This window comes from Micromonospora sediminimaris, from assembly GCF_016863575.1.
Taxonomy (GTDB): Bacteria; Actinomycetota; Actinomycetes; order Mycobacteriales; family Micromonosporaceae; genus Micromonospora; species Micromonospora sediminimaris.
On record NZ_BOPD01000022.1, the window covers coordinates 54,612 to 74,887 of the forward strand.

The 20,276-nt window shown below is 71.7% G+C and carries 22 protein-coding genes; 11 read left to right on the forward strand and 11 right to left on the reverse strand.

All coding sequences use genetic code 11. The annotated features are described in order from the left end of the window. Window positions 1–8: 8 nt before the first annotated feature. The 4 genes from Vse01_RS18445 to Vse01_RS18460 form a co-directional block, all read right to left on the reverse strand. The gene (locus tag Vse01_RS18445; RefSeq protein ID WP_093409058.1) at window positions 9–812 is read right to left on the reverse strand and encodes an S-methyl-5'-thioadenosine phosphorylase; all 804 of its coding nucleotides are present in this window, start codon (window positions 810–812) and stop codon (window positions 9–11) included. 11 nt (window positions 813–823) lie between these two features. After that, window positions 824–2,596: a DUF1996 domain-containing protein gene (locus Vse01_RS18450; protein WP_093408764.1), complete on the reverse strand. Its 1,773-nt coding sequence runs from the start codon at window positions 2,594–2,596 to the stop codon at window positions 824–826. 121 nt (window positions 2,597–2,717) lie between these two features. Next, window positions 2,718–4,106, reverse strand: coding sequence for a hypothetical protein (locus tag Vse01_RS18455; protein ID WP_093408766.1), 1,389 nt, complete (start codon window positions 4,104–4,106; stop codon window positions 2,718–2,720). Then, complete coding sequence (locus tag Vse01_RS18460; RefSeq protein WP_093408768.1) at window positions 4,103–5,152, reverse strand: NAD-dependent epimerase/dehydratase family protein; 1,050 nt, start codon at window positions 5,150–5,152, stop codon at window positions 4,103–4,105. Before Vse01_RS18460 ends, Vse01_RS18455 begins: the two co-directional genes overlap by 4 nt. A gap of 123 nt (window positions 5,153–5,275) precedes the next feature. Between Vse01_RS18460 and Vse01_RS18465 the strand changes: the two genes are divergently transcribed. From Vse01_RS18465 to Vse01_RS18490, 7 genes are read left to right on the forward strand one after another with little or no spacing between them, the layout of a single operon-like run. After that, window positions 5,276–5,935 carry a glycosyltransferase family 2 protein gene (locus Vse01_RS18465; RefSeq protein ID WP_093408771.1) on the forward strand — a complete coding sequence of 220 codons (660 nt, stop codon included), beginning with the start codon at window positions 5,276–5,278 and terminating at the stop codon, window positions 5,933–5,935. After that, window positions 5,932–6,591: a TIGR04282 family arsenosugar biosynthesis glycosyltransferase gene (locus Vse01_RS29380; RefSeq protein ID WP_093408773.1), complete on the forward strand. Its 660-nt coding sequence runs from the start codon at window positions 5,932–5,934 to the stop codon at window positions 6,589–6,591. Before Vse01_RS18465 ends, Vse01_RS29380 begins: the two co-directional genes overlap by 4 nt. Beyond that, the gene (locus tag Vse01_RS18470; protein ID WP_232511385.1) at window positions 6,588–7,229 is read left to right on the forward strand and encodes a methyltransferase domain-containing protein; all 642 of its coding nucleotides are present in this window, start codon (window positions 6,588–6,590) and stop codon (window positions 7,227–7,229) included. Before Vse01_RS29380 ends, Vse01_RS18470 begins: the two co-directional genes overlap by 4 nt. After that, the gene (locus Vse01_RS18475) at window positions 7,202–8,443 is read left to right on the forward strand and encodes a molybdopterin-dependent oxidoreductase (protein WP_232511386.1); all 1,242 of its coding nucleotides are present in this window, start codon (window positions 7,202–7,204) and stop codon (window positions 8,441–8,443) included. Before Vse01_RS18470 ends, Vse01_RS18475 begins: the two co-directional genes overlap by 28 nt. After that, entirely contained in the window at window positions 8,440–8,877 is a 438-nt protein-coding gene (locus Vse01_RS18480) for a hypothetical protein (protein WP_093408780.1), read from the forward strand. The genes Vse01_RS18475 and Vse01_RS18480 overlap by 4 nt, the downstream gene beginning before the upstream one ends. A gap of 24 nt (window positions 8,878–8,901) precedes the next feature. Then, on the forward strand, window positions 8,902–9,612 hold the full coding sequence (locus Vse01_RS18485) for a response regulator transcription factor (protein ID WP_093408783.1): 711 nt from the start codon (window positions 8,902–8,904) through the stop codon (window positions 9,610–9,612). Continuing rightward, window positions 9,609–10,625, forward strand: a complete 1,017-nt coding sequence (locus tag Vse01_RS18490; RefSeq protein WP_093408785.1) for a sensor histidine kinase — start codon at window positions 9,609–9,611, stop codon at window positions 10,623–10,625. Before Vse01_RS18485 ends, Vse01_RS18490 begins: the two co-directional genes overlap by 4 nt. Window positions 10,626–10,674: 49 nt before the next feature. On the opposite strand, the gene Vse01_RS18495 is transcribed toward Vse01_RS18490, so the two are convergent. After that, complete coding sequence (locus Vse01_RS18495; RefSeq protein ID WP_093408788.1) at window positions 10,675–11,649, reverse strand: sigma-70 family RNA polymerase sigma factor; 975 nt, start codon at window positions 11,647–11,649, stop codon at window positions 10,675–10,677. 117 nt (window positions 11,650–11,766) lie between these two features. On the opposite strand from Vse01_RS18495, the gene Vse01_RS18500 reads away from it, so the two are divergent. Beyond that, window positions 11,767–12,390 carry a maleylpyruvate isomerase family mycothiol-dependent enzyme gene (locus tag Vse01_RS18500; protein ID WP_232511387.1) on the forward strand — a complete coding sequence of 208 codons (624 nt, stop codon included), beginning with the start codon at window positions 11,767–11,769 and terminating at the stop codon, window positions 12,388–12,390. Window positions 12,391–12,437: 47 nt separating this feature from the next. On the opposite strand, the gene Vse01_RS18505 is transcribed toward Vse01_RS18500, so the two are convergent. The 4 genes from Vse01_RS18505 to coaD form a co-directional block, all read right to left on the reverse strand. Continuing rightward, complete coding sequence (locus tag Vse01_RS18505; RefSeq protein WP_093408793.1) at window positions 12,438–13,034, reverse strand: GNAT family N-acetyltransferase; 597 nt, start codon at window positions 13,032–13,034, stop codon at window positions 12,438–12,440. Window positions 13,035–13,128: 94 nt separating this feature from the next. After that, a complete protein-coding gene (locus Vse01_RS18510) occupies window positions 13,129–13,650 on the reverse strand; it encodes a hypothetical protein (RefSeq protein WP_093408795.1) in 522 nt (173 codons plus the stop codon). Window positions 13,651–13,715: 65 nt separating this feature from the next. Then, window positions 13,716–14,717 carry an RNA polymerase subunit sigma-70 gene (locus Vse01_RS18515; RefSeq protein WP_421462737.1) on the reverse strand — a complete coding sequence of 334 codons (1,002 nt, stop codon included), beginning with the start codon at window positions 14,715–14,717 and terminating at the stop codon, window positions 13,716–13,718. Between the two features lie 89 nt (window positions 14,718–14,806). Continuing rightward, entirely contained in the window at window positions 14,807–15,265 is a 459-nt protein-coding gene (coaD, locus tag Vse01_RS29385; RefSeq protein ID WP_275415507.1) for a pantetheine-phosphate adenylyltransferase, read from the reverse strand. Between the two features lie 162 nt (window positions 15,266–15,427). Between coaD and Vse01_RS18525 the strand changes: the two genes are divergently transcribed. Next, window positions 15,428–15,982 (forward strand): hypothetical protein, encoded by a 555-nt coding sequence (locus Vse01_RS18525; RefSeq protein ID WP_093408804.1) that lies wholly within the window; start codon window positions 15,428–15,430, stop codon window positions 15,980–15,982. Window positions 15,983–16,066: 84 nt separating this feature from the next. On the opposite strand, the gene Vse01_RS18530 is transcribed toward Vse01_RS18525, so the two are convergent. Beyond that, window positions 16,067–16,708: a GNAT family N-acetyltransferase gene (locus Vse01_RS18530; RefSeq protein ID WP_093408807.1), complete on the reverse strand. Its 642-nt coding sequence runs from the start codon at window positions 16,706–16,708 to the stop codon at window positions 16,067–16,069. A gap of 110 nt (window positions 16,709–16,818) precedes the next feature. Continuing rightward, window positions 16,819–18,426, reverse strand: a complete 1,608-nt coding sequence (locus Vse01_RS18535; RefSeq protein WP_093408809.1) for a DHA2 family efflux MFS transporter permease subunit — start codon at window positions 18,424–18,426, stop codon at window positions 16,819–16,821. A gap of 201 nt (window positions 18,427–18,627) precedes the next feature. Between Vse01_RS18535 and Vse01_RS18540 the strand changes: the two genes are divergently transcribed. Both Vse01_RS18540 and Vse01_RS18545 read left to right on the forward strand, forming a co-directional pair. Continuing rightward, window positions 18,628–19,209 carry a helix-turn-helix domain-containing protein gene (locus Vse01_RS18540; RefSeq protein WP_170863565.1) on the forward strand — a complete coding sequence of 194 codons (582 nt, stop codon included), beginning with the start codon at window positions 18,628–18,630 and terminating at the stop codon, window positions 19,207–19,209. A gap of 130 nt (window positions 19,210–19,339) precedes the next feature. After that, window positions 19,340–20,182, forward strand: a complete 843-nt coding sequence (locus Vse01_RS18545) for a class I SAM-dependent methyltransferase (RefSeq protein ID WP_093408814.1) — start codon at window positions 19,340–19,342, stop codon at window positions 20,180–20,182. The last annotated feature ends 94 nt before the right edge of the window (window positions 20,183–20,276 follow it).

The window sequence follows — 20,276 nt, forward strand, 5'->3', positions numbered from 1 at the left end:
GCCGCGGGTCAGGGCAGCTCGATCGGGAGGGTGATGCCGTCCAGGCTGTGCGGACAGGGACAGTCCCGCTCGACCGGAAGCGCGGCGACCGCGTCGAGCAGCAGCCCGCGCAGCCGCTCGGTGTTCTCGCCGAAGACCCGGAACACCTCCTGCTGGGTCACCCCGTGACCGCTCTCCACGCCGGCGTCCAGATCGGTCACCAGGGCGATCGAGCTGTAGCAGAGAGTCAACTCCCGGGCGAGAACCGCCTCCGGGTGGCCGGTCATGTTGATGACCGCGCCGCCGACCGCCGCGTACCACCGGGATTCGGCGCGGGTGGAGAAGCGCGGCCCCTCGACCACCACCATGGTCCCTCCGTCGTGCGCGGGCACCGACCGGCCGGTGGCAGCCGTCAGCAGGGTACGCCGACCGACCGGGCAGTACGGGTCGGCGAAGGAGACGTGCACCGCGCCCTGCTCGTAGTACGTCTGAGCCCGGCCGCTGGTCCGGTCGATGAGCTGATCGGGTACCACGAACGTGCCGGGACCGAGTTCCGGCCGCAGGCCACCGACGGCGCACGGCGCGAGTATCTGGCGTACCCCGAGCGACCGCAGCGCCCACAGGTTGGCCCGGTAGGGAATCCGGTGCGCAGGATGCCGGTGGTCGCGGCCGTGTCGAGGGAGGAACGCCACCCTACGGCCGCCGACGTCGGCGATCGTCACCGCGTCGGATGGCGCACCGTACGGCGTCTGGACAACGTGTTCGGTGGCGCCGTCGAGCAACGCGTAGAGACCCGAGCCACCGATGACGGCAAGGTCGGCGGACGGGGACACGGTCTGCGGATTCACGAGCAGTCCCGGCCCTTGTTGATGCAGGTGACGATGTGTTTCATCGTGCGGGTGGAGTTGACGTTGATGAAGTCGTCGTGGTCGGAGAAGGGATTGTGGTTCTCCTCCGGGAAGGAGTCCAGCGCGTACTGACCCTTCTCCTGCACGTCCCGGGGGATGTCGTAGGAAATGGTGATCCGCAGCTGCGGGATCGCTCGGAAGCCCTGCGGGCAGGCGCCGGTGGCCGGGTCGGTGAAGGCGACGTGGCTACGGTGGTTGTCGCTGTCGATGTTCCGGCCGTCCCAGCAGCCCGGAAAGTCGTGCACGCGCTGCACCTGGCTGCCGACCGGGCAGATCGGGTACTTGTCGGCGAGCCGGTCGGCGAAGCCGGAGCACGTCCAGGACGGGCGGGCGTTGGCCGGGCCACGGCTGGTGGGCTTGGCGTCGCCGGTGAGCGCCCGCAGGAACCTGGGCATCGGCACGACCTTGCTGACCGGGTTGCCCCGGTACTCGATGAGCACCTGGGCGGGGCGGACAATGCCACCGGTGTTGCCGGGCAGTTCGAAATCGGGCCCCTGGGGTTCGGGCAGCGCGGACGCCGTCGGGCTGGGTGCGCTGCCGGGCGTGGTGGGCCCCGGGTCGCCGGCCGCCTGGTCGACGGTGCAGGCGGCGAGCGCTTCCAGACCCTGCGGCCGGGCGGTGTGACGTCCGATGGCGATGCCGATCCGGTCGAGCACGGCGATCCGCTTGGCCGTCAGCGGGCCGACGATCGCGTTGTCCACGAAATTGGGGCCGCCCTGACCTCGACTGGTGGCGATCCGTTCGGTGGCCTCGGAGATCTGCCGGTCGAGCTCGTCGAGGTTACGGTTGACCTCGGCGACGGCTGGGGCCGGCACTCCGGGCAGCCTGCCGCGCACGGTGGGGCAGCGGAGCCGCGGGTTCGCGACGCGGTCCGCCGTGGCGCTGGCAGCATGGCTGGGGCCGTGCATCGAGGCGTGCATACCGTCGTAGCTCACATCGCAGTCGACAAGCGACACCAGGCCGGCCGGCCGAGCCGTGCCGGCGGAGCGCAGGGCGTTGCTGATGTTCTTGATCACGATGGCGCGGCGGGTCCGCAGCGCGTCGAGGACCTGCCTGTTGAGGGCGGCGTCGACCCGACCTCGGCTGGCGGTCATCCGCCGGCCGGCCTGGGCGTTCAGGCGGTCCAGTTCCGCGAGTCGACGGTCGACCGTGTCGCGGACCCGGAGGGGTACGGCGGGCAGCCGGTCCCGCACGGAAGGGCAGACGATCATCGGTTGGGTCCGGGCGAGGGCCTGCGCGACCCGGTCACCGCTACGGACCGTCCGGTCGATGCGCACGACCGGCCAGAAGTACGACGACCTGTCGCCGTTCTTGCAGGTGGTGCCGGACGCGGCGAGGTCGGCGTTGGACGAGTCCGCGGTGATGGCCAGGTTGCCGACGAAGTCGTGCACATGTTCGGCGCCGTTCTTGACACCGGGCTGTGCGACCGGGTTGTCCGGGCTGAACTTGCCGTTCTCGTTGGTGCCGCAGTCCACAGTGAACCGACCGGTGGCGGCGCCGACGGTCGGCTTCGGGTTCGACACGTTCGGCCGTACGTCCTCGATCGCCACGAACTGCGCGAGGTTTGTCGCCGCGTCCGCGGTGCCGTTGCCGCCGCCGGAGACGAAGGTGACGGTGAGCGCGCCGGTGGCGGCGAGCACCACCGCCGCCATGGCGATCCGGACCTGTCTGGTCTGCGTCGGCCGGAAGCGCCGCTGTCGGTTTGTCATGGCTTCTCCTGAACGTCACTGGCACGTCGGCTGCCGTGGTGCGCCGACGCCTCGGGATACGGCCCTTGTGTGATGAAGGGTCAGCATCGAGCGGGTATGTCATCGTTCGGTAAGAAGTGCCCTACCACGTCGTCAGGAGCAGGTGATTGATCGCGAGGGCCACCGCTGCCTGCCCGGCGAGCCAGGTACGGCGGCCGGTGGCGGGAATCAGGGCGGCGCCCGCCATGAGCCACCAGGTGAAGGGCAGCCAGATGCGTTCGACCTCGGCCTTGCTGTAGCCGGACAGGTCCGCGGCGACGATCGCCGCCGCCGCGGCGACGGGCAGCAGCCAGGCGGCGTACCCGACGGTGCCCTGCTGCGGTCGCGGCAGACCGCGGCCGGGCCGCAGCGACGAGACCGCCTGCCATCCGGCGACCGCCGCGCGGCGGAGGATGACGGCAGCTGCCGGGCCGGCGGCGACAGTGAGGATCGCCAGGTTGGCCCAGACCCAGTAGCCGTAGGCGCGCCGACTGGCGATGCCCTGGTAGTAGCGCTCGATGACCAGGTGATAGCCGGTCAGCCAGTCGAAGCCGGCGACTGTGAACGCGCCCACCACGAGTGCCGCACCACCGAGCGCCCACCAGGCGGCGGGCCGGCGCCGGTGGCCCAGCATCACCACGGCCAGCACGATCGGGACCATCAGCACCAGCCCGTAGGAGAGGTAACAGCCGAAACCCAGCAGCGCGCCGCCGCCGAGCGCGCCGACCGCGCTGCCCCGGGTGAGGCCGTACGCCAGCAGGGCGACCCCGGTGGCGGTCACCCCGGCGAACAGGCCGTCGGCGGACACTCCGGACCAGACCGCTCCCGGGAACAACGCCGCGAACGGCAGCACGGCCCGCGCCGCGTCGTCGGTGCCGAGCAGCCGCACGGTGTGCGGCACGGCGACGGCGGTGAGCGCCGCCGTCAGGATGCACAGCACCCCCGCCCAGCCGCCCCCGCCCAACCCGACCCGGTCCAGCCAGACGAACACCAGCAGCGCTCCCGGCGGGTGGCCGGACACGTGGGTGGTCCAGGAATCCGGCTGGAAGTCGAGGATCCGGGAGGTGAAGGCGCCCAGCATCGCGGAGATGTCGGTGACGCCGGGAACCTCGTGCAGATACTCGTGGTGGGTGGTCAGCCGGCCGGCGATGCCGCGTTGCCAGCCGTCGACAAGTGCCAGTGACAGCGTCCAGGCCACCGCGGTGGCGTAGGACAGGACGAGCAGCCGCCGCCACGGCAGCCGGCCGGCCAGGGCGGATCCGCGCCAGCAGACGAGTACGGCCACCGCCACCGCCAGCGGGGTGCCGGGGCCGAGGTGCGGCCGCCACTGCGCGAACAACGGTGCCGCACTGGCGTGCACCGGACGTCCCAGCAGGTGAAGCAGACCGCCGACACCGGCGGCGGCGGCGAACAGCCCGACGGCGACCCCGACGGCGATCAGGTCGGCCCGTGCGGTGGTGCGCCGCAGCCGGGCGAGGAGCGTCGTGCTCATCCGCGCAGTGGTGCGTGGGCGAACTGCCGGACTCCGTCGGCGAGGCGGACCGCCGCGCGGAATCCGAGTTCGGCCCGGGCACGGGCCGGTGAGGCGACCACGTGGCGTACGTCGCCGAGCCGGAACTCGCCGGTGACCACCGGCCTGGGACCGCCGGCGGCCCGGGCGAGTTCGGCGGCCATCTCCCCGATGCTTGCCGGATGCCCGGAGGCGACGTTGTAGGCCCGCCAGCCGGTCCGGCTCCCGGTGGCCGTCACCGCCGCGAGGTTGGCCGCCGCCACGTCGTCGACGTGGACGAAGTCGCGTCGCTGGCAGCCGTCCTCGAACACGCGCGGAGCCCGGCCCGCCGCCAGCGCGGACCGGAAGATCGCCGCGACACCGCTGTACGGCGTGTCGCGCGGCATGCCGGGCCCGTAGACGTTGTGGTATCGCAACGCCACCACGGTGCCACCGGTCTGCCGGCACCAGACCGCCGTCAGGTGTTCCTGGGCGACCTTCGTGGCGGCGTACACGCTGCGCGGGTCCAGTGGTGCGTCCTCGTCGATGAGTCCCGGCTCCAGGGCCGTGCCGCAGTCGGAGCAGGCGGGCTCGAATCGCCGGGCGGCCAGCTCGGTGGCAGCGCGTGGGGCGGGGCGTACCGCACCATGCCGGGCGCAGGTGTAGGCGCCCTCGCCGTAGACGACCATCGAGCTGGCCAGCACGAGCCGGTGGATACCCGCGCGGGCCATCTCGGCCAGGAGCACGGCGGTGCCGAGATCGTTGCAGCCGACGTACTCGGGCAGGTCGTCGAGGTCCACGCCGAGCCCGACCATGGCCGCCTGGTGCACGACCACGTCCACGCCGGTCAGGGCTGCGGCGACGGCGGCCCGGTCACGCAGGTCGACCCGGCACAGCGGGGCGCCGGCCACGGCGTCCGGTAAGGGCGCGCGATGCGCGCCCGGATGGCCGGCGTCCACGACGGACACCTGATGACCGACCCGGTGCAGCGCGGCGACGACATGGGTACCGATGAAACCGGCTCCGCCGGTGACGAGTACGTGGGTCACGGGCCGACGCTAGAACCAGCCGGGCGCCGGAGGCGGCCCTGACGGGCAGCCGTCAGCGTCTCGTAAGACTTCATCATCGGCTGGTAATACCTGCTCCGCTCGATCCTGATTAGCGTCCGCGACATGACCGATGTGGTTCTTCCCTGCCGGAACGAGGCACCGGCACTGCCCGGCCTGCTGGCCCGGATACCGGCCGGCTACCGGCCGATCGTGGTGGACAACGGCTCGACCGACGGCTCGGCCGAGGTGGCCCGCGCCCACGGCGCGGAGGTGATCAGCGTCGCCGAGCCCGGCTACGGCGCCGCCGTGCACGCCGGTGTCGTGGCGGCCGACCCCGCCGACGGGGTGGTGTGCGTGATGGACGCCGACGGCTCCTTCGACCCGGCACAACTGCCCCGGCTGGCCGCGTACGTGCGCACCGGTCAGGCGCAGTTGGCCACCGGCCGACGCCGCCCGGTCGGACGGGGCGTGTGGCCGCTGCACGCCCGGGCAGCCAACGCCGTCCTCGCCCACCGGCTGCGCCGCAGCACCGGCCTGGACGTTCACGACATCGGCCCGATGCGGGCGGTACGCCGCGACGACCTGCTGGCGCTGGGGCTGCGCGACCGGCGGTTCGGCTACCCGTTGGAGCTGCTGATCTCGGCGGACCGGGCCGGTTGGCGGGTCATCGAGATCGACGTCGACTACCGCCCGAGGGCGGCCGGCACCCGCTCGAAGGTGACCGGCACCGTGCTCGGCACCGCCCGTGCCATCCGCGACATGAGCGCGGTGCTGGCCCGGTGAGCGCCGCCCAGATCCTGGTGCTGGCCAAGGCGCCGACACCCGGGCGGGTCAAGACGCGGCTCTGCCCGCCCTGCACCCCCGAGCAGGCCGCCCGGGTCGCCGCCGCCGCCCTGGCCGACACCCTCGACACCGTCACCACCGCGGCGGCAGGTTCCCGCGTTCTCGTCCTCGACGGCGAGCACCCCGCCCCGCCAGGTTGGGCGACACTCCCCCAACGGGGCGACTCGCTCGGCGACCGCCTCGCCAACGCGTTCGCCGACGCCCGCACATTCGGCACACCCGCCGTGCTTATCGGCATGGACACCCCACAGCTCCTCGTCGATCACCTCGACGAGGCCCGAGAGCTGCTCGCCACAGCGGGCGGCCCGGACGCGGTGCTCGGCCCGGCCACCGACGGCGGATGGTGGATATTGGGGCTGCGCGACCCGGGCCACGCCATCGTGCTGCGTACCATCGCCACCTCCACGGCGACCACCGGCCGATCCACCGAGGTGGCGTTGCGTCGGCGCGGCCTGCGGATACGCCTGCTGCCCCGCCTGTCCGACGTGGACACCGCCGCCGACGCCCGCGCCGTGGCGAGCTTGTGCCCGCCGGACAGCCGGTTCGCCCACGCCGTCGCCGCCGAGGTGCCGCGTCCCGCACCGGTCGCCCGGTGAACGCCGTCGCGGTCTTCGACACCGCGATCGACCGGGCCGCGGCGGGCATCCCGGCCGCCTTCACGGCCCGGCATCCCAGCGGCGGTGTCTACCGATTCGACCCGGCCGCCTGGTGCCGGGACGTGATCGACGGAGACGATGCGCTGATCGAGTGCTGCACCGGCCACACCCTTGACGTCGGCTGCGGCCCCGGCCGGCTCACCAGCGCCCTCGTCCACGCCGGCCGGCCGGCCCTCGGCATCGACGTCAGCGCCAGCGCGGTTCGGCTGGCCCGCCGTCGTGGCGCACCCGCCCTGCACCGCGACGTCTTCGGTCCGGTGCCCGGTGCCGGCCGCTGGCGGCACCTGCTGCTGGCCGACGGCAACATCGGCATCGGCGGTGACCCGTACCGGCTGCTTCGCCGTTGCCGTCAACTGCTGGCCGCCGACGGGCACCTCCATGCGGAGCTGGCACCGGCCGGCACACCGGCCTGGTCCGGGACCGCGACGGTGCAGACCCCGGACGGCGCCGACCGCGTGCTGCCCTGGGCCTGCGTACCCGTCGACGAGCTTCCCGAGCTGGCCGACGCCACCGCGATGCGCGTGCTCGACACCTGGATGGAGGCGGGTCGGTGGTTCGCCACCCTGACACCCCGGTGACCGGCCGCGCGGCGGTGCTGCGCCGCCTCGCCCGGTGGTGCCTGACGCCGTTGCCGGCACCACCGGTGGCGCTGCGGCGCGGACCGCTGCGCCCCGGGCGGTTCCGGTCCCGGCTACGGTCTACCCGGCTGGCCAGTCAGCTCGGCGTCGCGCTCGGCGTGGCCTTCGGCATCTGCTTCGCCACCGGTCTGCTCAGCCACCTGATCCAGCACCCGCCGGGTTGGTTCTGGTGGCCGGCCCGCCCGGTCGGGCTCTACCGCTTCACCCAGGGTCTGCACGTGGCGACCGGGCTCGCCTCGGTTCCGCTGCTCGGCGCCAAGCTGTGGTCGGTGTACCCGCGCCTGTTCAGCTGGCCGCCGGCCCGCTCGATCGCGCACGCCGCCGAACGCGCGAGCACCGGCCTACTGGTCGCCGCCGCACTGTTCCTGCTGGTCAGCGGCGTCCTCAACATCTCCCGCTGGTACGCGCCGATGCCGTTCTTCTTCACCGCCGGGCACTACTGGGTGGCCTGGCTGGCGGTCGGCGGTCTCCTGGTGCACATCGGCGTACACCTGCCGGCGGTCCGCGCCGCGCTCGCCCGTCCGATGGCCCCTGAGCCACGGCAGGACGGCCTGGACCGGCGTGCTCTGCTCGGAGGCGTCGCCGCCGCCTCCGGACTGATCACCCTGACCACGGTCGGGCAGACGATCCGGCCGTTGGCCGGTCTCGCGGTGCTCGCCCCACGCCACCCCGACGTGGGACCGCAGGGCCTTCCGGTGAACCGGACCGCGGCCGGCGCCGGAGTGCGCGCCGCGGCCCTCGACCCGGCGTACCGGCTGTGGGTTACCGGACCGGTCCGCAGCGTCAGCCTGGACCTCGCCGCCCTCTATCGACTTCCGCAGTACCGCGCGGACCTGCCGATCGCCTGCGTGGAGGGCTGGAGCGCCGTCGGCACGTGGACCGGCGTGCGGCTGGGCGATCTGGTCGCGCTCGTGGGTGCCGATCCGCGACGCTCGACGGCACTTGTCGAATCACTGCAGGTGGGCGGGCGATACCGGGCCTGCACGGTGCCACCGGAATATGTGGGAGATCCGCTGACCCTGGTCGCGCTGCGGTTGGGCGGCGAGCCCCTGCACATCGACCACGGCTATCCGGCGCGGCTGATCGCGCCCAACCGGCCCGGGGTGCTGCAGACCAAGTGGATCAGCCGGATCACCGTTGCGGGGACACCGTGAAGACCCGGGCCGGGTTGGTCGCCGGCGGTTGCCTGCTCATGGCGTACGCCGTCGGCGGCGCCCTCACCGACGCCGACGTTGCGCCGGGCGGGGTGCTGCTCTTCCTGGCCGCCGTGCTGGTGGGCCACGACGTCGTCTGGATGGCGACGGTGCTCGCCGTCGGCGCCGCGCTGACCCGCGTTCCGCCACGGTGCCGGTCGACCCTCCGCGCTGCGGCGATCACCGCCGCAGCGGTCACCGTGGTGGGACTGCCCCTCGCCCTGGGGTTCGGCCGCTCGGCCGACAACGCCTCGGTGTTGCCGCTGCCGTACGGCCGCAATCTGGTCGCCGTCCTGCTCGCCGTCGCCGGCACGACGCTGTTGGCCTGCGTGGTACGGCGACGCGCGACGGCGGACCGTAAGGAATCCGAAAGACCCGCCGAGGATCGCCCGTGATCCCCGGTCGATAGCCTGGTCAGGATGGGACACCGGGTGTTAGTGGTCGACGACGACCCCACGGTCAGTGACGTCGTCCGACGTTACCTGGAGCAGGCCGGCTGCGAGGTCCAGCTGGCCGCCGACGGCGCCGACGGCCTTGCCGCGATCGCTGCCCAGCGACCCGACCTCGTCGTACTCGACCTGATGATGCCCGGCATCGACGGCCTCGAAGTCTGCCGCCGGATCCGGCGGCAGCTGCCCGACCTGCCGGTGGTCATGCTCACCGCGCTCGGCGAGGAGGCCGACCGGGTCCTCGGGCTCGAGGTCGGCGCCGACGACTACGTCACCAAGCCCTTCTCCCCCCGCGAACTGGTGCTGCGGATCCGCTCCGTGCTGCGCCGCACCGCCGCGCACACCGCCCACCCCACCGTCTCGGCGAAGCTGACCGACGCGGCGCTGACCGTGGACGCCGCCCGCCGCGTCGCCACCATGGGTGGGACACCGCTGTCGTTGACCGCCCGGGAAATAGATCTTCTGATCTTCTTCATGCGACATCCGGGCCGAGCGTGGTCGCGCAGCGACCTGCTGGACAAGGTCTGGGGATGGCAGTTCGGCGACCAGTCGACGGTCACCGTCCACGTCCGTCGGTTGCGCGAGAAGATCGAGCACGACCCCGCCGACCCGCAGCGGATCCGCACCGTCTGGGGCGTCGGATACCGTTACGACCCGCTCGACGAGGAAACCGGGCAGTGAGCGACACGCTGCTCATCGGGCTCTACGCCCTCGCCGCCGGAGGCGTCGTCGGCCTGGCCGGCGCCGCAGCGCTACGGCTGCTGCGCGGCCGGTCGATTCTCGTGCACATCCTGGTGCTGCTCACGGTCACCGTCCTCGCCGTGGTCGCCGGAGTCGCCACGGTCGCGCAGGCGATGTTCCTGTCCGCGCACGACCTGTGGGTCGTTCTCGTCACGGTCAGCGCCTCCGCGGTGATCAGCCTCGCCGTCGGCGCCACCTTCGGCAGCCGGCTGGCCGCCGCCGCGGTCTGGGCCCGGGCTGCCCGGGAACGCGAACGGCGGCTGGAGGCCGGCCGCCGTGAACTCGTCGCCTGGGTGTCGCATGACCTGCGTACCCCGCTGGCCGGGCTGCGAGCCATGGCCGAGGCCCTGGAGGACGGCATCATCCACGATCCGGCCGTCATCGACGAGTACCACCGGCGGATCCGGGTGGAGACCGACCGGATGGCCCAGCTCGTCGACGACCTGTTCGAGCTGTCCCGGATCAACGCCGGCGCGCTACGGCTCATGCCCACCACCGTGCCGTTGCGCGACGTGGTGTCCGACGCGATCGCCGGCGTCGCGCCGCTGGCCGCCCGCCGCCGGATCCACCTGGTGGCAGCCGACAGCGGCTGGCCAAACGTGCGGGCCGGCGAACGTGAACTCGCCCGGATCGTCAGCAACCTGCTGATCAATTCCGTCCGTTACACACCGGAGGACGGCAGCGTGCACATCGCCGCCGGCCACGAGACCGACAACGTGTGGCTGGCCGTCTCCGACACCTGCGGGGGCATCCCCGGCGAAGACCTGGACCGGGTCTTCGACGTCGCGTTCCGAGGTGAACGGGCCCGCACCCCGGGAGCTGCCGACTCGGGCGGTGGCGGCGGACTCGGCCTGGCCATCGTGCGCGGACTCGTCGAGGCGCACGGTGGCCGGGTCAACGTACGCAACACCGACCGCGGCTGCCGGTTCGAGGTACGCCTGCCCGCCACCTGAGGCGAGCCCGCGCCAAGGCCCCGACCGCCCGCCGATCGACGGAACCGCCCTACCACCGGGCCGGCTGCGGAATCCCGAACAGCGGCACCAGCCGGTCGGCGTCGAGGTACGTGACGATGCCGGTGATCAGATCGTCGGTCACATCGAGCAGCACGAGCGCGAACGGCCGGTGGTCCCCGGCCGGGTCGGGGCGCGTCTGCCAGAACGCCGGTGATCCGTTCGCCCGCACCGGCCACAGCCGAGCCCCCGCGCACGACGCCTGCGGGTCCAGCAACGCCAGACGGATCTCGTCCCGGCCACGCAGCCACCACGCGAACGGCGGCATCGACATCGTGGCGTCCTGGTGCAGCAGCGACACCAGCGTGTGAATGTCATGGCGTTCGAACGCGGTGCAGTAGCGGTCGAGCAGATCCTGGTGGGCCGGATCGGCGGGCCGCCACGGATCGCTGGGTGTGGGTTCGTTCGCCCGCAGCGTCGCCCGGGCCCGTTGCAGCGAGCTGTTGACCGCGGCCACGGTGGTCTCCAGCAGCTGTGCCACCTCCCCTCCCGGCCAGCACAACACGTCGCGCAGGATCAGTACGGCGCGTTGCCGGGGCGGCAGGTGTTGGAGCACGGCGACGAACGCCAGCCGGATGGTCTCGCGTTGAACGGCCAGTTCCTCCGGGCTGTCGGTCGCCGGTAGGGCACGCCCGTCCGGAATCGGATGGATCCACCGCTGGTCCGCCACCGGCGCGCCGAGGGGGGCGCCGGCCCGGGCAGCGGGGCCCAGGTCCATGGCCAGAACCCGGCGCTGCGCGCTGCGGAGCATGTCGAGGCAGACGTTCGTGGCGATCCGGTACAGCCAGGTGCGCAGCGATGCTCGTCGCTCGTCGTAACGGTCGTGGGACCGCCACGCCCGCACCAGCGTCTCCTGCACCGCGTCCTCGGCCTCGAAACCGGAGCCGAGCATCCGGTAGCAGTAGCCGGTGAGTTCCGTCCGGAACCGCTCCAGCTCGGCACCCTCGTCGGTCGACGTCTCGAACATCCTCCCGACCCTACGCATCGGGAACGACAAGGGCCGACCGATGAGTTCGCCGCGCCCCGTCCGTACGTCATGCAGCACGTCCCTCCGCAGACGTACCGCGACGATGAAGGGCTGACAGTGACTGAAGAAGACATCCGGGCGGCGGTGACCGCGGAACGGAGCGAACAGGTGGACCTGCTCGCCACCCTCCGACCAGACCAGTGGGACGCGCCGACCCTGTGCGCCGGCTGGCGGGTCCGCGAGGTCGTCGCCCACACCACGATGCCGTTCCGCACCTCGCCCGGCCGGACGCTCGTGGAGCTGGTGAAGGCAGGCGGCCGTTTCAACCGGATGGCCGACCGGTGCGCACGACGTGACGCGGCGCGCATGACCAGCGCAGAACTCCTGGCGACGCTCCGCGACAACGTCGCCCATCCCTGGAGACCGCCGGGCGGTGGTGCGCTCGGAGCCCTGTCCCACGACGTCATCCACGGGCTCGACATCACCGTCAGCCTCGGGTTGGGCCGGAGGATTCCGCCGGACCGGATGGCTATGGTCCTCGCTGGGCTGGCGCCCAGGAACATCGCGTTCTTCGGCACGGACCTGACCGGGGTGACGCTGCGGGCAACCGACCTCGACTGGTGCCACGGCAGCGGAACGACGGTGCGCGGGCTGGCCCAGGATCTCCTGCTCGTGATCTGCGGACGCCGCCTCCCACCAGGCCATCTGGAAGGTGAGGCCGCCAACCGGTTCACCCGATGATTCGCCGGCTGGGCCGAGCGTGGGTAGCTCGGCCCAGCCCGGTCGGGTCACCCGCTCCGCGCTGGTCGAGGCACCTCCGCCGCCCCTGACCCCGACACCTGCCGCCAGGTCTCCGCGAGAAGGGCGTACGTGTAGCCGTCCACCCAGCCCAACTCGGCGTGCCAGGAGTCACCGACACCGTGCTGCTCACGACGCATGCCGACCTTCTCGAGGATCCGCACCGAGGCCAGGTTGTCCGCGAAGCAGCCGGCGGTGATCCTTCGCACGCCCAGCCGGTCGAACGCGTACGCCACCATCGCGGTGACCGCCTCGGTGGCGTAACCCTGGCCGCCGTACGCCGGGTCGAAGATGTAGCCGAGCTCGGCTTCGGTCCGCGCCGGCATGCCGGGCTGCCCCATGCCGTCGATCACGTCGAGCGAGACGGTCCCGATCACCACGCCGCCGAGCACCACCGCCTTGCTGTGGTCGTCAGGATCCTTCGCCGCGCGCTGCCACGCCGCCCGGAAGGACGCCGGGTCGACCTCGGTGCGCACCAGCCAGCGGGTGACCTCCGGCAGGTTGCGGTACTCCAGGATGCGGTCGATGTCCTCGTCCTGCACGGGACGAAGCTCAAGACGCTCGGTGCGGAGGTTCGTGCTGCCCACGAGGTGGCACGCTAGCGACGTACACCGCCGCGACGCCTCCGATTTATCGGGTCGACGCCGTCACGCCGGTCGGCCGCCCGGCGATCGTCGTGGGTCACGGCCTGCGACGTAGCTCGCGCAGCATGCCGTGTCGGCGCAGGGCCCAGGCAAGACGTCGTACGCTCGAGTGCCGCACGAACAGCAGCGCCGCCCGCCGGATCAGTCCGAGCCGGTCGTGGCTGACCTGGTTGTCGATCGCCTGCCAGATCAGCTCGCGCACCCGGGCACTGTCCAGCACCGCCCGCACCTCACGTCGCACCACCGGATCCTCGGCCGCCGAGGCGATGGCCGAGGCCTGACCCGGTCGGTCCACAAGTGGCCCCACCGCGGCGACGAGCGGCCGGCGTACCTCGTCCCGCTCCAGCAGCAGCAACACCGCCTCACGAACCTCGACCGCGTCCAGGCCGGACCGCAGCAGCGTCAACACGCTGCGTTCCACCCCGCGGTCATGTTCCGGACCGGAGAGCGTGGCCAGCAGCACCGACACCTCGTCGAGATCGATGAGATGTCGCAACCCACTGCGAAACTCCGGCAGACCCCACGCAACCTGCAGCCCCTTCGCGAGATTGCGGTTCATGCGCCCTGCGCTACCCGGATGCGACGGTCAGCGAAACCTGCGGCCTGTCCGGTGCGGTCGAGTGTTCAGTCGGTGCCGTCGGCCGGCAGACGTTCCGGTAGCCCGAGCCTCGGGAACTGATCGTCGTGGAAGGTGATGATCTCGCTGATCGTCCCGCCGGTGACCCGCAGCACGTCGATCGTCAGCGGCAGGTACGCGCCCTCGCGCTTCCGCCAGTGGTAGAAGGCGACTGCGGGCTGCCGATTCACCCGGGTCTCGACGGCACGCAGGCCGGTCATGCCCACGAAGCCGCTGCCGACCCAGTCGGTCACCACCGCGTCGCGGCCGACGTGCAGGCCCGGGGTGGGCGGCATTGAGCAGCGGACGTCGTCGCGCAGCAGTGCGGCGAGCCGGTCGATGTCCGTGGCCACGCTGGCGTCGGTGTAGCGGCGCACCAGTTCCCGTGTCCCGGCGTCCTCCTCGCCGCCGGTCCAGTCCTGCCGCTCGGCGGGCAGATGCTCCCGCATGCCCGCGCGGGCCCGCTGCAACGCGCTGTTCACGGAGTTGACCGAGTCGCCGAGCAGTTCCGCGACGTCCTTCGCCGGCCAACCGAGGACGTCCCGCAGGATCAGCACCGCCCGCGGGCGCGGCGCCAGGTGCTGGACCGCGACCAGGTACGCCAACTCGATCGTCTCCCGCGCGACGGCGACGACCTCCGGCTCGTCCGCGACGGCCGCGGCCAGCTCGTCGAGCAGCCGGTCCGGGTAGGGCTGCAACCACCGCACCTCACCGCCGGTCGCCGGTTCCGGGCGGCACTTGGCCAGCAGATCCAGGCAGGCGTTGGTGGCGATCCGATACAGCCAGGCCCGGAACGACGAGCGCCCCGCGAAGGTCTCCCGCCGCCGCCAGGCACGCAGGAACGTCTCCTGGACGGTGTCCTCGGCATCCTCGAACGACCCGAGCATCCGGTAACAATGCACGTGCAGCTCGCGCCGGTGCCGCTGCGCCAGCCCCGAGAACTCCGACTCGTCGATCTCATCCAGCCCGCACACACCCAGCTCCTTCGGCCGCGTGTTCGCACCCATCACGTCATCCTTCCGTCGGTGTTCCGTCGTAGGTATGACGGATGCGGGCGCGACAACTCATCATCAGGGTCGGTCGGCACCTCCGAAGCGGGTCAGCGTCCCAGCGTGCGTACCGCTGTCGAGGACAGCCTGGTCAGCTCGGGCTGCGCTGGCAGCAACACCGTGGGGACACCGAGCGACTGGTTCATCGCGGCAAGTCGGTACTCGGCCTGAAGGTCGGTGGTGTCCCGCACGCCCCGCACGATCACCGCCACGTCATGGCTACGGCAGTAGTCGGAGGTCAACCCGCTCCAGGCCACCACGGTGACAGAGGTCCACTCGACCGGCAGGGCAGCCCGGACGGCGGCGGCCCGCTCCTCCTCGTCGACGCCTGGGCGCTTGTCGCTGTTGACGGCGACCAGCACGACCACTTCGTCGAAGAGGCCACGTGCACGGTGCACGACGTTCACATGCCCGGCGGTGAAGGGATGAAAGCTGCCGGGGTAGACGGCGCGTACGGGACCGGCGGGGGCTGCTGTCGCTCCTGACCCTGCTGACGTTGCGGGTGTCACGACCGCGGCCGAGGCAATCGGAGCCGCATTCCGGCGTCGGTGCTCATGGTCCGACTGTAGGCTGCCGGCTCCGCTGTCCCCTGGTGGGACGGGCTTGACGCGCCAACCTCCGTGAAGCATGGTCGATTGACCGTCTCGAATGCCTTGCTTCGGGGAGAACTGATGAAGGTCCTCGTCACCACCACACTCGCTGCGGCTCTGCTGCTCCTGACCACGGGCAGCGCGCCCGCCGGCCAGCCGGCAGCCGACCCGCCCTGCACCGGGCAGATCCATCCCAACCCCGGGTTCGAGCGGGGCACCACCGGCTGGGAGGCCGGCCCCCGCATTGTCGTGCTCGGCGACACGACCCGGCCAGCGCGCACCGGCCGCGCGTACGCCACCTTCGCCGGGTTGGACGTCACCCGCACCGACCTGCTGCGCACCACCGTCACGGTCCCGGCCAACTGCGACCTGACGGTCCGCTTCTGGGTCCGGACCACCACCACCGAAACCCGCCGTGGCGATTACCTGAACGTCGGGCTGGCAGTAACCGGCATCCCCCCGAAGACCCGGTTCTCCCTGGCCTTCGACGGAGGAGCAGAGTGGCGGCAGTACACCATGTCGTCCGGGACCGCGACGACCGAACGCGCCGCGACGGTCAGCTTCCTCGCCAGCGAGACGGCCGGCAACGGCGTCACGACCTTCGACGTCGACAACGTGGCCTTCAGGTTGAGCTGACGCGTCCACCCCGGCCCGCACCACCGCGCTCGGTGTCGCCAGGTGCGGTGTCCAGAAGCGTTGCGAACGTCGCTGGACACCGCACTACGTGCAGATCAGGAGCGCTTCGGCTCCCACCGGCCGGAAGCCAGCCGCCTGGAAAGCGCGGACGCTGCGTGCGTTGCCGGCGGCCTGCTGCGCCCAGACAGGCTGGCCGTCGGGCACCAGGTGCCGGGCGGCGGTCGCCAGTGCCCGCCCGAGGCCCCGGCTTCGATGACCTTCGTCGACCTCGATCGCCGTCTCCCAGCGGCCTGCCACACCGCGGCCGAGGATGACGATTCCGCCGTCGGCCGCCCAGACGCGCAGCCCGTCACGGCGCTTACCGGCCCTGATCCGACGTGGATGATCCGCGTTGGCCACCTCTGCCAGGTCCAGCGGAGGCTTACCGGCCAGCGGGCTCGCCACGGTCAGGAGGTCGATCGTGTCCATGGCGCGCCGGGTGCGGTCGAGCAGCGCGTGCAGAAAGGCCGGATTCATCGTGGCCGCCAGGGGGTCGCAGTCGAGCGACGCGAGGATGCGGCGCACCCACAACGGGTCCTCATCGGTGAAGACCACCGAGTGGGCGGTGAAGGCGACCACTCCGGCATCACGACTGCTCGGCTGTGGCACCACGGTGACGCCGCCGTCCGGCGCCGGGAAGTGCCCCTGGGCTGCCGCATCCAGGATGTCGGCCAACTCGGTGCCCATGGTGGTCCCTTCCCGGCGCCCGGCGGTTCCCCCGATCAGTCCCGACACTTCCCAGAGCATGCCAGCTCGACAGTCACCGTGGTGTCCGCGAGCTCACCACCAGCACCAGGTCAGCGCGGGACGGTCCCGGTGGCTCCGGTCACCTCGGCCGGTGGTGCGGGGCGGCGCTTGGGGCCGCCGGCCAGGACGACGAGGAACATGACAGCCATGACGGCGGCGCCTACCACCATGGCCTGCCGCCACCCGTCCACGAACGCCTGCTGCGCGGCGTGGATCACCTGCGGGCCGTGGGAGCTGGATTCCCCGGCCACGTCCAGGGCGTTGGCGACACCCTCACGGGCGGTACTGGCGGTGTCGGCGGGAATGCCGTGCAGCTTGTCGTCGATGGAAACGCGGTAGCCGGCGGACAGTAGTGCGCCGAGCATGGCGACGCCGAGCGCGGTGCCGAACTCACGGGTGATGTCGTTGAGGGCGGAGGCGACACCCTGCTTGGCAACGGGCAGGGAGCTGGTGATCGCCTCGGTGGAGGGAGCCATCGAGAAGCCCATGCCGATGCCCATGGCGAGCATGCCGGGCAGGACGGAGCGGTAGCCGCCGTCCACGGAGACGACCATGGCCATGAGGGTGAGACCGACGCCACCCAGAGCGACACCGAGGGCCACGGTGGATCGGGAGCCGATGCGGGCGGCAAGGTGCGGGGCCAGCGCGGACGTGATCATCATCAGTACCGCCATGGGCATCATCGCGAGGGTGGACAGCAGTCCGGACCAGCCGAGCACGGCCTGGAAGAACGGAAAGAGGACCACGGCGATGCCTGCCTGGACGCCGAAGACGACCAGGAGCGTGAGCGAACCACCGGCCAGATCCCACTCGCGGAACAGGCGGACGTCCAACAGCGAGGCGTCCCGACGCCACAGTTCCCAGGTCACGAACGCGATGAGTGCGGCCAGGCCGACGACGAGGCTGATCATGGTGACGCGGTCGCTCCAGCCGCGTTCCGGTGCCTCGTGCAGCACGTAGATGAGCCCCACCACGGCCACGCTGGAGGTCAACGCGCCGAGGAGGTCGAAGGGGTGGGCGGAGAACTCGCGGGAGTTGGGCACCGACCGCACCGCCATGGCCAGGGCCACGATGCTCAGGGCCACGGGCAGGACGAACAGCCAGCGCCAGGAGGCCACGTCGACGAGCAGGGCGGAGAGAAACATGCCGAGGATGCCACCGCCACCGGCGACGCCCGTCCAGACGCCGATCGCCTTGCCGCGTTCGCGCTCGGGGAAGGTGGAGGTGATCACCGCCAGGGTGATCGGCATGATCATCGCGGCGCTGACACCACTGAGCACCCGTGCCGCGATCATGATCTCGGCGTTCGGCGCAAGGCCCGCTGCGACGCTCGCCGCAACGAACACGACCAGCCCGGCGATCAGCATGGGCTTGCGACCCAACCGGTCGCCCAGGGCACCGAGCGGGAGCAGCAGCGCAGCCAGGGTGAGGGTGTAGCTGTTGATGATCCAGAGGACGGTGGTCTGTGCGGCGCCGAAGTCGACTGCGAGATGGGTCTGGGCCACGTTCAGGCCCGAGACGGAAGCGATCACGGCCATCAGGGCGACGGAGACCGCGATCAGGATCAAGCGAAGCTGACGGGCATCTGGCGCGCTTCCGCTGACCACAGCATCGTCCCGCGCCGCTGTGCTCAGCTCCGCCGGCTGGTACGTACTCATGAATTCCTTTCGGCAAGGGGGCGCGGTATCGATCGGCGAACCGAGGGCAGGCCCCGGAGCGGGTCAAGGGCCTGCGGAGTGCGGCGTAGGGTGCGCCGTACGAAGGTCATCGGTCTTTCCCTCTGCGAACGGCCCGAATGGTCCGGGCCTGGTACGCACGACGCTAACCACGCACTGCCCCAGGGGCATACGATGTTGCTTATGACGCAAGATGATGGTGACCTGGACAGCCTCGTACGCAAACGGATCCGCGCTCTGCGGGTCGCCCAGGGCTGGTCCCTGGAAGAACTGGCCACCCGGGCCCGGCTCAGTCAGTCCTCGCTCAGCCGCATCGAGAACGGCCAGCGCCGCCTCGCCCTGGACCAGCTCGTCACGCTCGCCCGCGCCCTCGACACCACTCTGGACCAGCTCGTGGAGACCGCCTCAGACGACATCGTCACCAGCCCGATGATCGATGGCGCCCACGGGTTGATGCGCTGGCCCATAAAGGCCGATCCGGGCATGTCCGTCGTCCGTCAACGGATGACCGAGCCGCCACCGGACAATCCGGCCCGCATGCGCGCCCACCCTGGCCGCGAATGGCTCGTGGTCCTGTCCGGCACTGCGGTCCTGCTGCTCGGCCACCGGCGTTTCCGCCTCGAGACCAACCAGGCCGCCGAGTTCCCCACCATGCTGCCGCACGCCATCGGCGCCGACGGTCGCCCCTGCGAGATCCTGGGCATCTTCGACCGCGACGCCCGCCGCGGACACCAGCAGCGCGAGAACGAGAACCCGCGACGGTGACGGCTCGTCCCACCACCACAGGCGCCGCGCAGACGATCGTTCTTGCGTGTCAGGCCACTCTCTCGCCCACCGTCTTGCGTAATCGGGAAGCGATCGTGCCGCGTGCGCATGACCGTCTTAACGTCGGGGTATGACCCACGCAGCCCACCGCGCATGCCACGATGCCGGACAGGCGGAGATCCTCGACCTGGACGCGGAAGTCCTCGCGGCGCACCTCACCGAGATCACGGCCTGGCTACCTGTCGACACTCCCCCGCGCCAGATCGTGGATCTGGGCAGCGGCACCGGAGCGGGAACCTTCGCCCTCCTCGACCGCTTCCCCGAAGCGCACGTGACCGCTGTCGACTCCTCGGCCGGGCACCTCCAGCGGCTGCGGGACAAGGCGTACGGCCGAGGTGAGACGAAGCGGGTGCGGACCGTCCAGACCAACCTCGACGAGCCCGGCTGGCCCGACCTCGGCACCCCGGACCTGGTGTGGGCCTCCGCTTCGCTGCACCACATGACCCACCCCGACCAGGTCCTGCGCGCGGTCCACGGCCTGTTGCCCCCGGGCGGCCTGTTCGCCGTCGTGGAACTGGCCGGCTTCCCGCGATTCCTCCCCGAGAGCGCCCCGGACGACCGCCCCGGCCTGGAAGAGCGCTGCCACGCCGCCGGCGCCCGCGTCCACGCCGCGCACCTTCCCCACCGCGGCGCCGACTGGGGGCCGCTGCTCACCGCCGCCGGATTCACAGTCGAAGCTGAGCGCCGGCTGACCGTGCGGGTCAACGGCTCGAACGACACGCGGGTCGGCGTCTACGCCCAGACCAGCCTCCAGCGCATCCGCCACAGCGTCGCCGACGCCCTCGCCCCCGAGGATCTTGCCGCACTCGACCGGCTGCTGGACACCGACAGCCAGCACAGCATTCTGCGCCGCAGCGATCTCGCCGTCCGAACCGAGCGCAGCGTCTGGGCCGCCCGCCGACCGACACGGTGAGTCCACCACCCCACCCGCTGCGTGCACCACAGGCGGCGACAACGGCAGGAGCCCTGCCACAGCGACGGCAGGGCTCCTCGGACGAGCACGGTTG

Excerpts from the sequence above, each read along its gene's own strand:
- Vse01_RS18450 (WP_093408764.1), bottom strand. The coding sequence starts at position 2,596 with ATGACAAACCGACAGCGGCGCTTCCGGCCGACGCAGACCAGACAGGTC.
- Vse01_RS18455 (WP_093408766.1), bottom strand. The coding sequence starts at position 4,106 with ATGAGCACGACGCTCCTCGCCCGGCTGCGGCGCACCACCGCACGGGCC.
- Vse01_RS18465 (WP_093408771.1), top strand. The coding sequence starts at position 5,276 with ATGACCGATGTGGTTCTTCCCTGCCGGAACGAGGCACCGGCACTGCCC.
- Vse01_RS18485 (WP_093408783.1), top strand. The coding sequence starts at position 8,902 with ATGGGACACCGGGTGTTAGTGGTCGACGACGACCCCACGGTCAGTGAC.
- Vse01_RS18495 (WP_093408788.1), bottom strand. The coding sequence starts at position 11,649 with ATGTTCGAGACGTCGACCGACGAGGGTGCCGAGCTGGAGCGGTTCCGG.
- Vse01_RS18510 (WP_093408795.1), bottom strand. The coding sequence starts at position 13,650 with ATGAACCGCAATCTCGCGAAGGGGCTGCAGGTTGCGTGGGGTCTGCCG.
- Vse01_RS18525 (WP_093408804.1), top strand. The coding sequence starts at position 15,428 with ATGAAGGTCCTCGTCACCACCACACTCGCTGCGGCTCTGCTGCTCCTG.
- Vse01_RS18530 (WP_093408807.1), bottom strand. The coding sequence starts at position 16,708 with ATGGGCACCGAGTTGGCCGACATCCTGGATGCGGCAGCCCAGGGGCAC.
- Vse01_RS18535 (WP_093408809.1), bottom strand. The coding sequence starts at position 18,426 with ATGAGTACGTACCAGCCGGCGGAGCTGAGCACAGCGGCGCGGGACGAT.
- Vse01_RS18540 (WP_170863565.1), top strand. The coding sequence starts at position 18,628 with ATGACGCAAGATGATGGTGACCTGGACAGCCTCGTACGCAAACGGATC.
- Vse01_RS18545 (WP_093408814.1), top strand. The coding sequence starts at position 19,340 with ATGACCCACGCAGCCCACCGCGCATGCCACGATGCCGGACAGGCGGAG.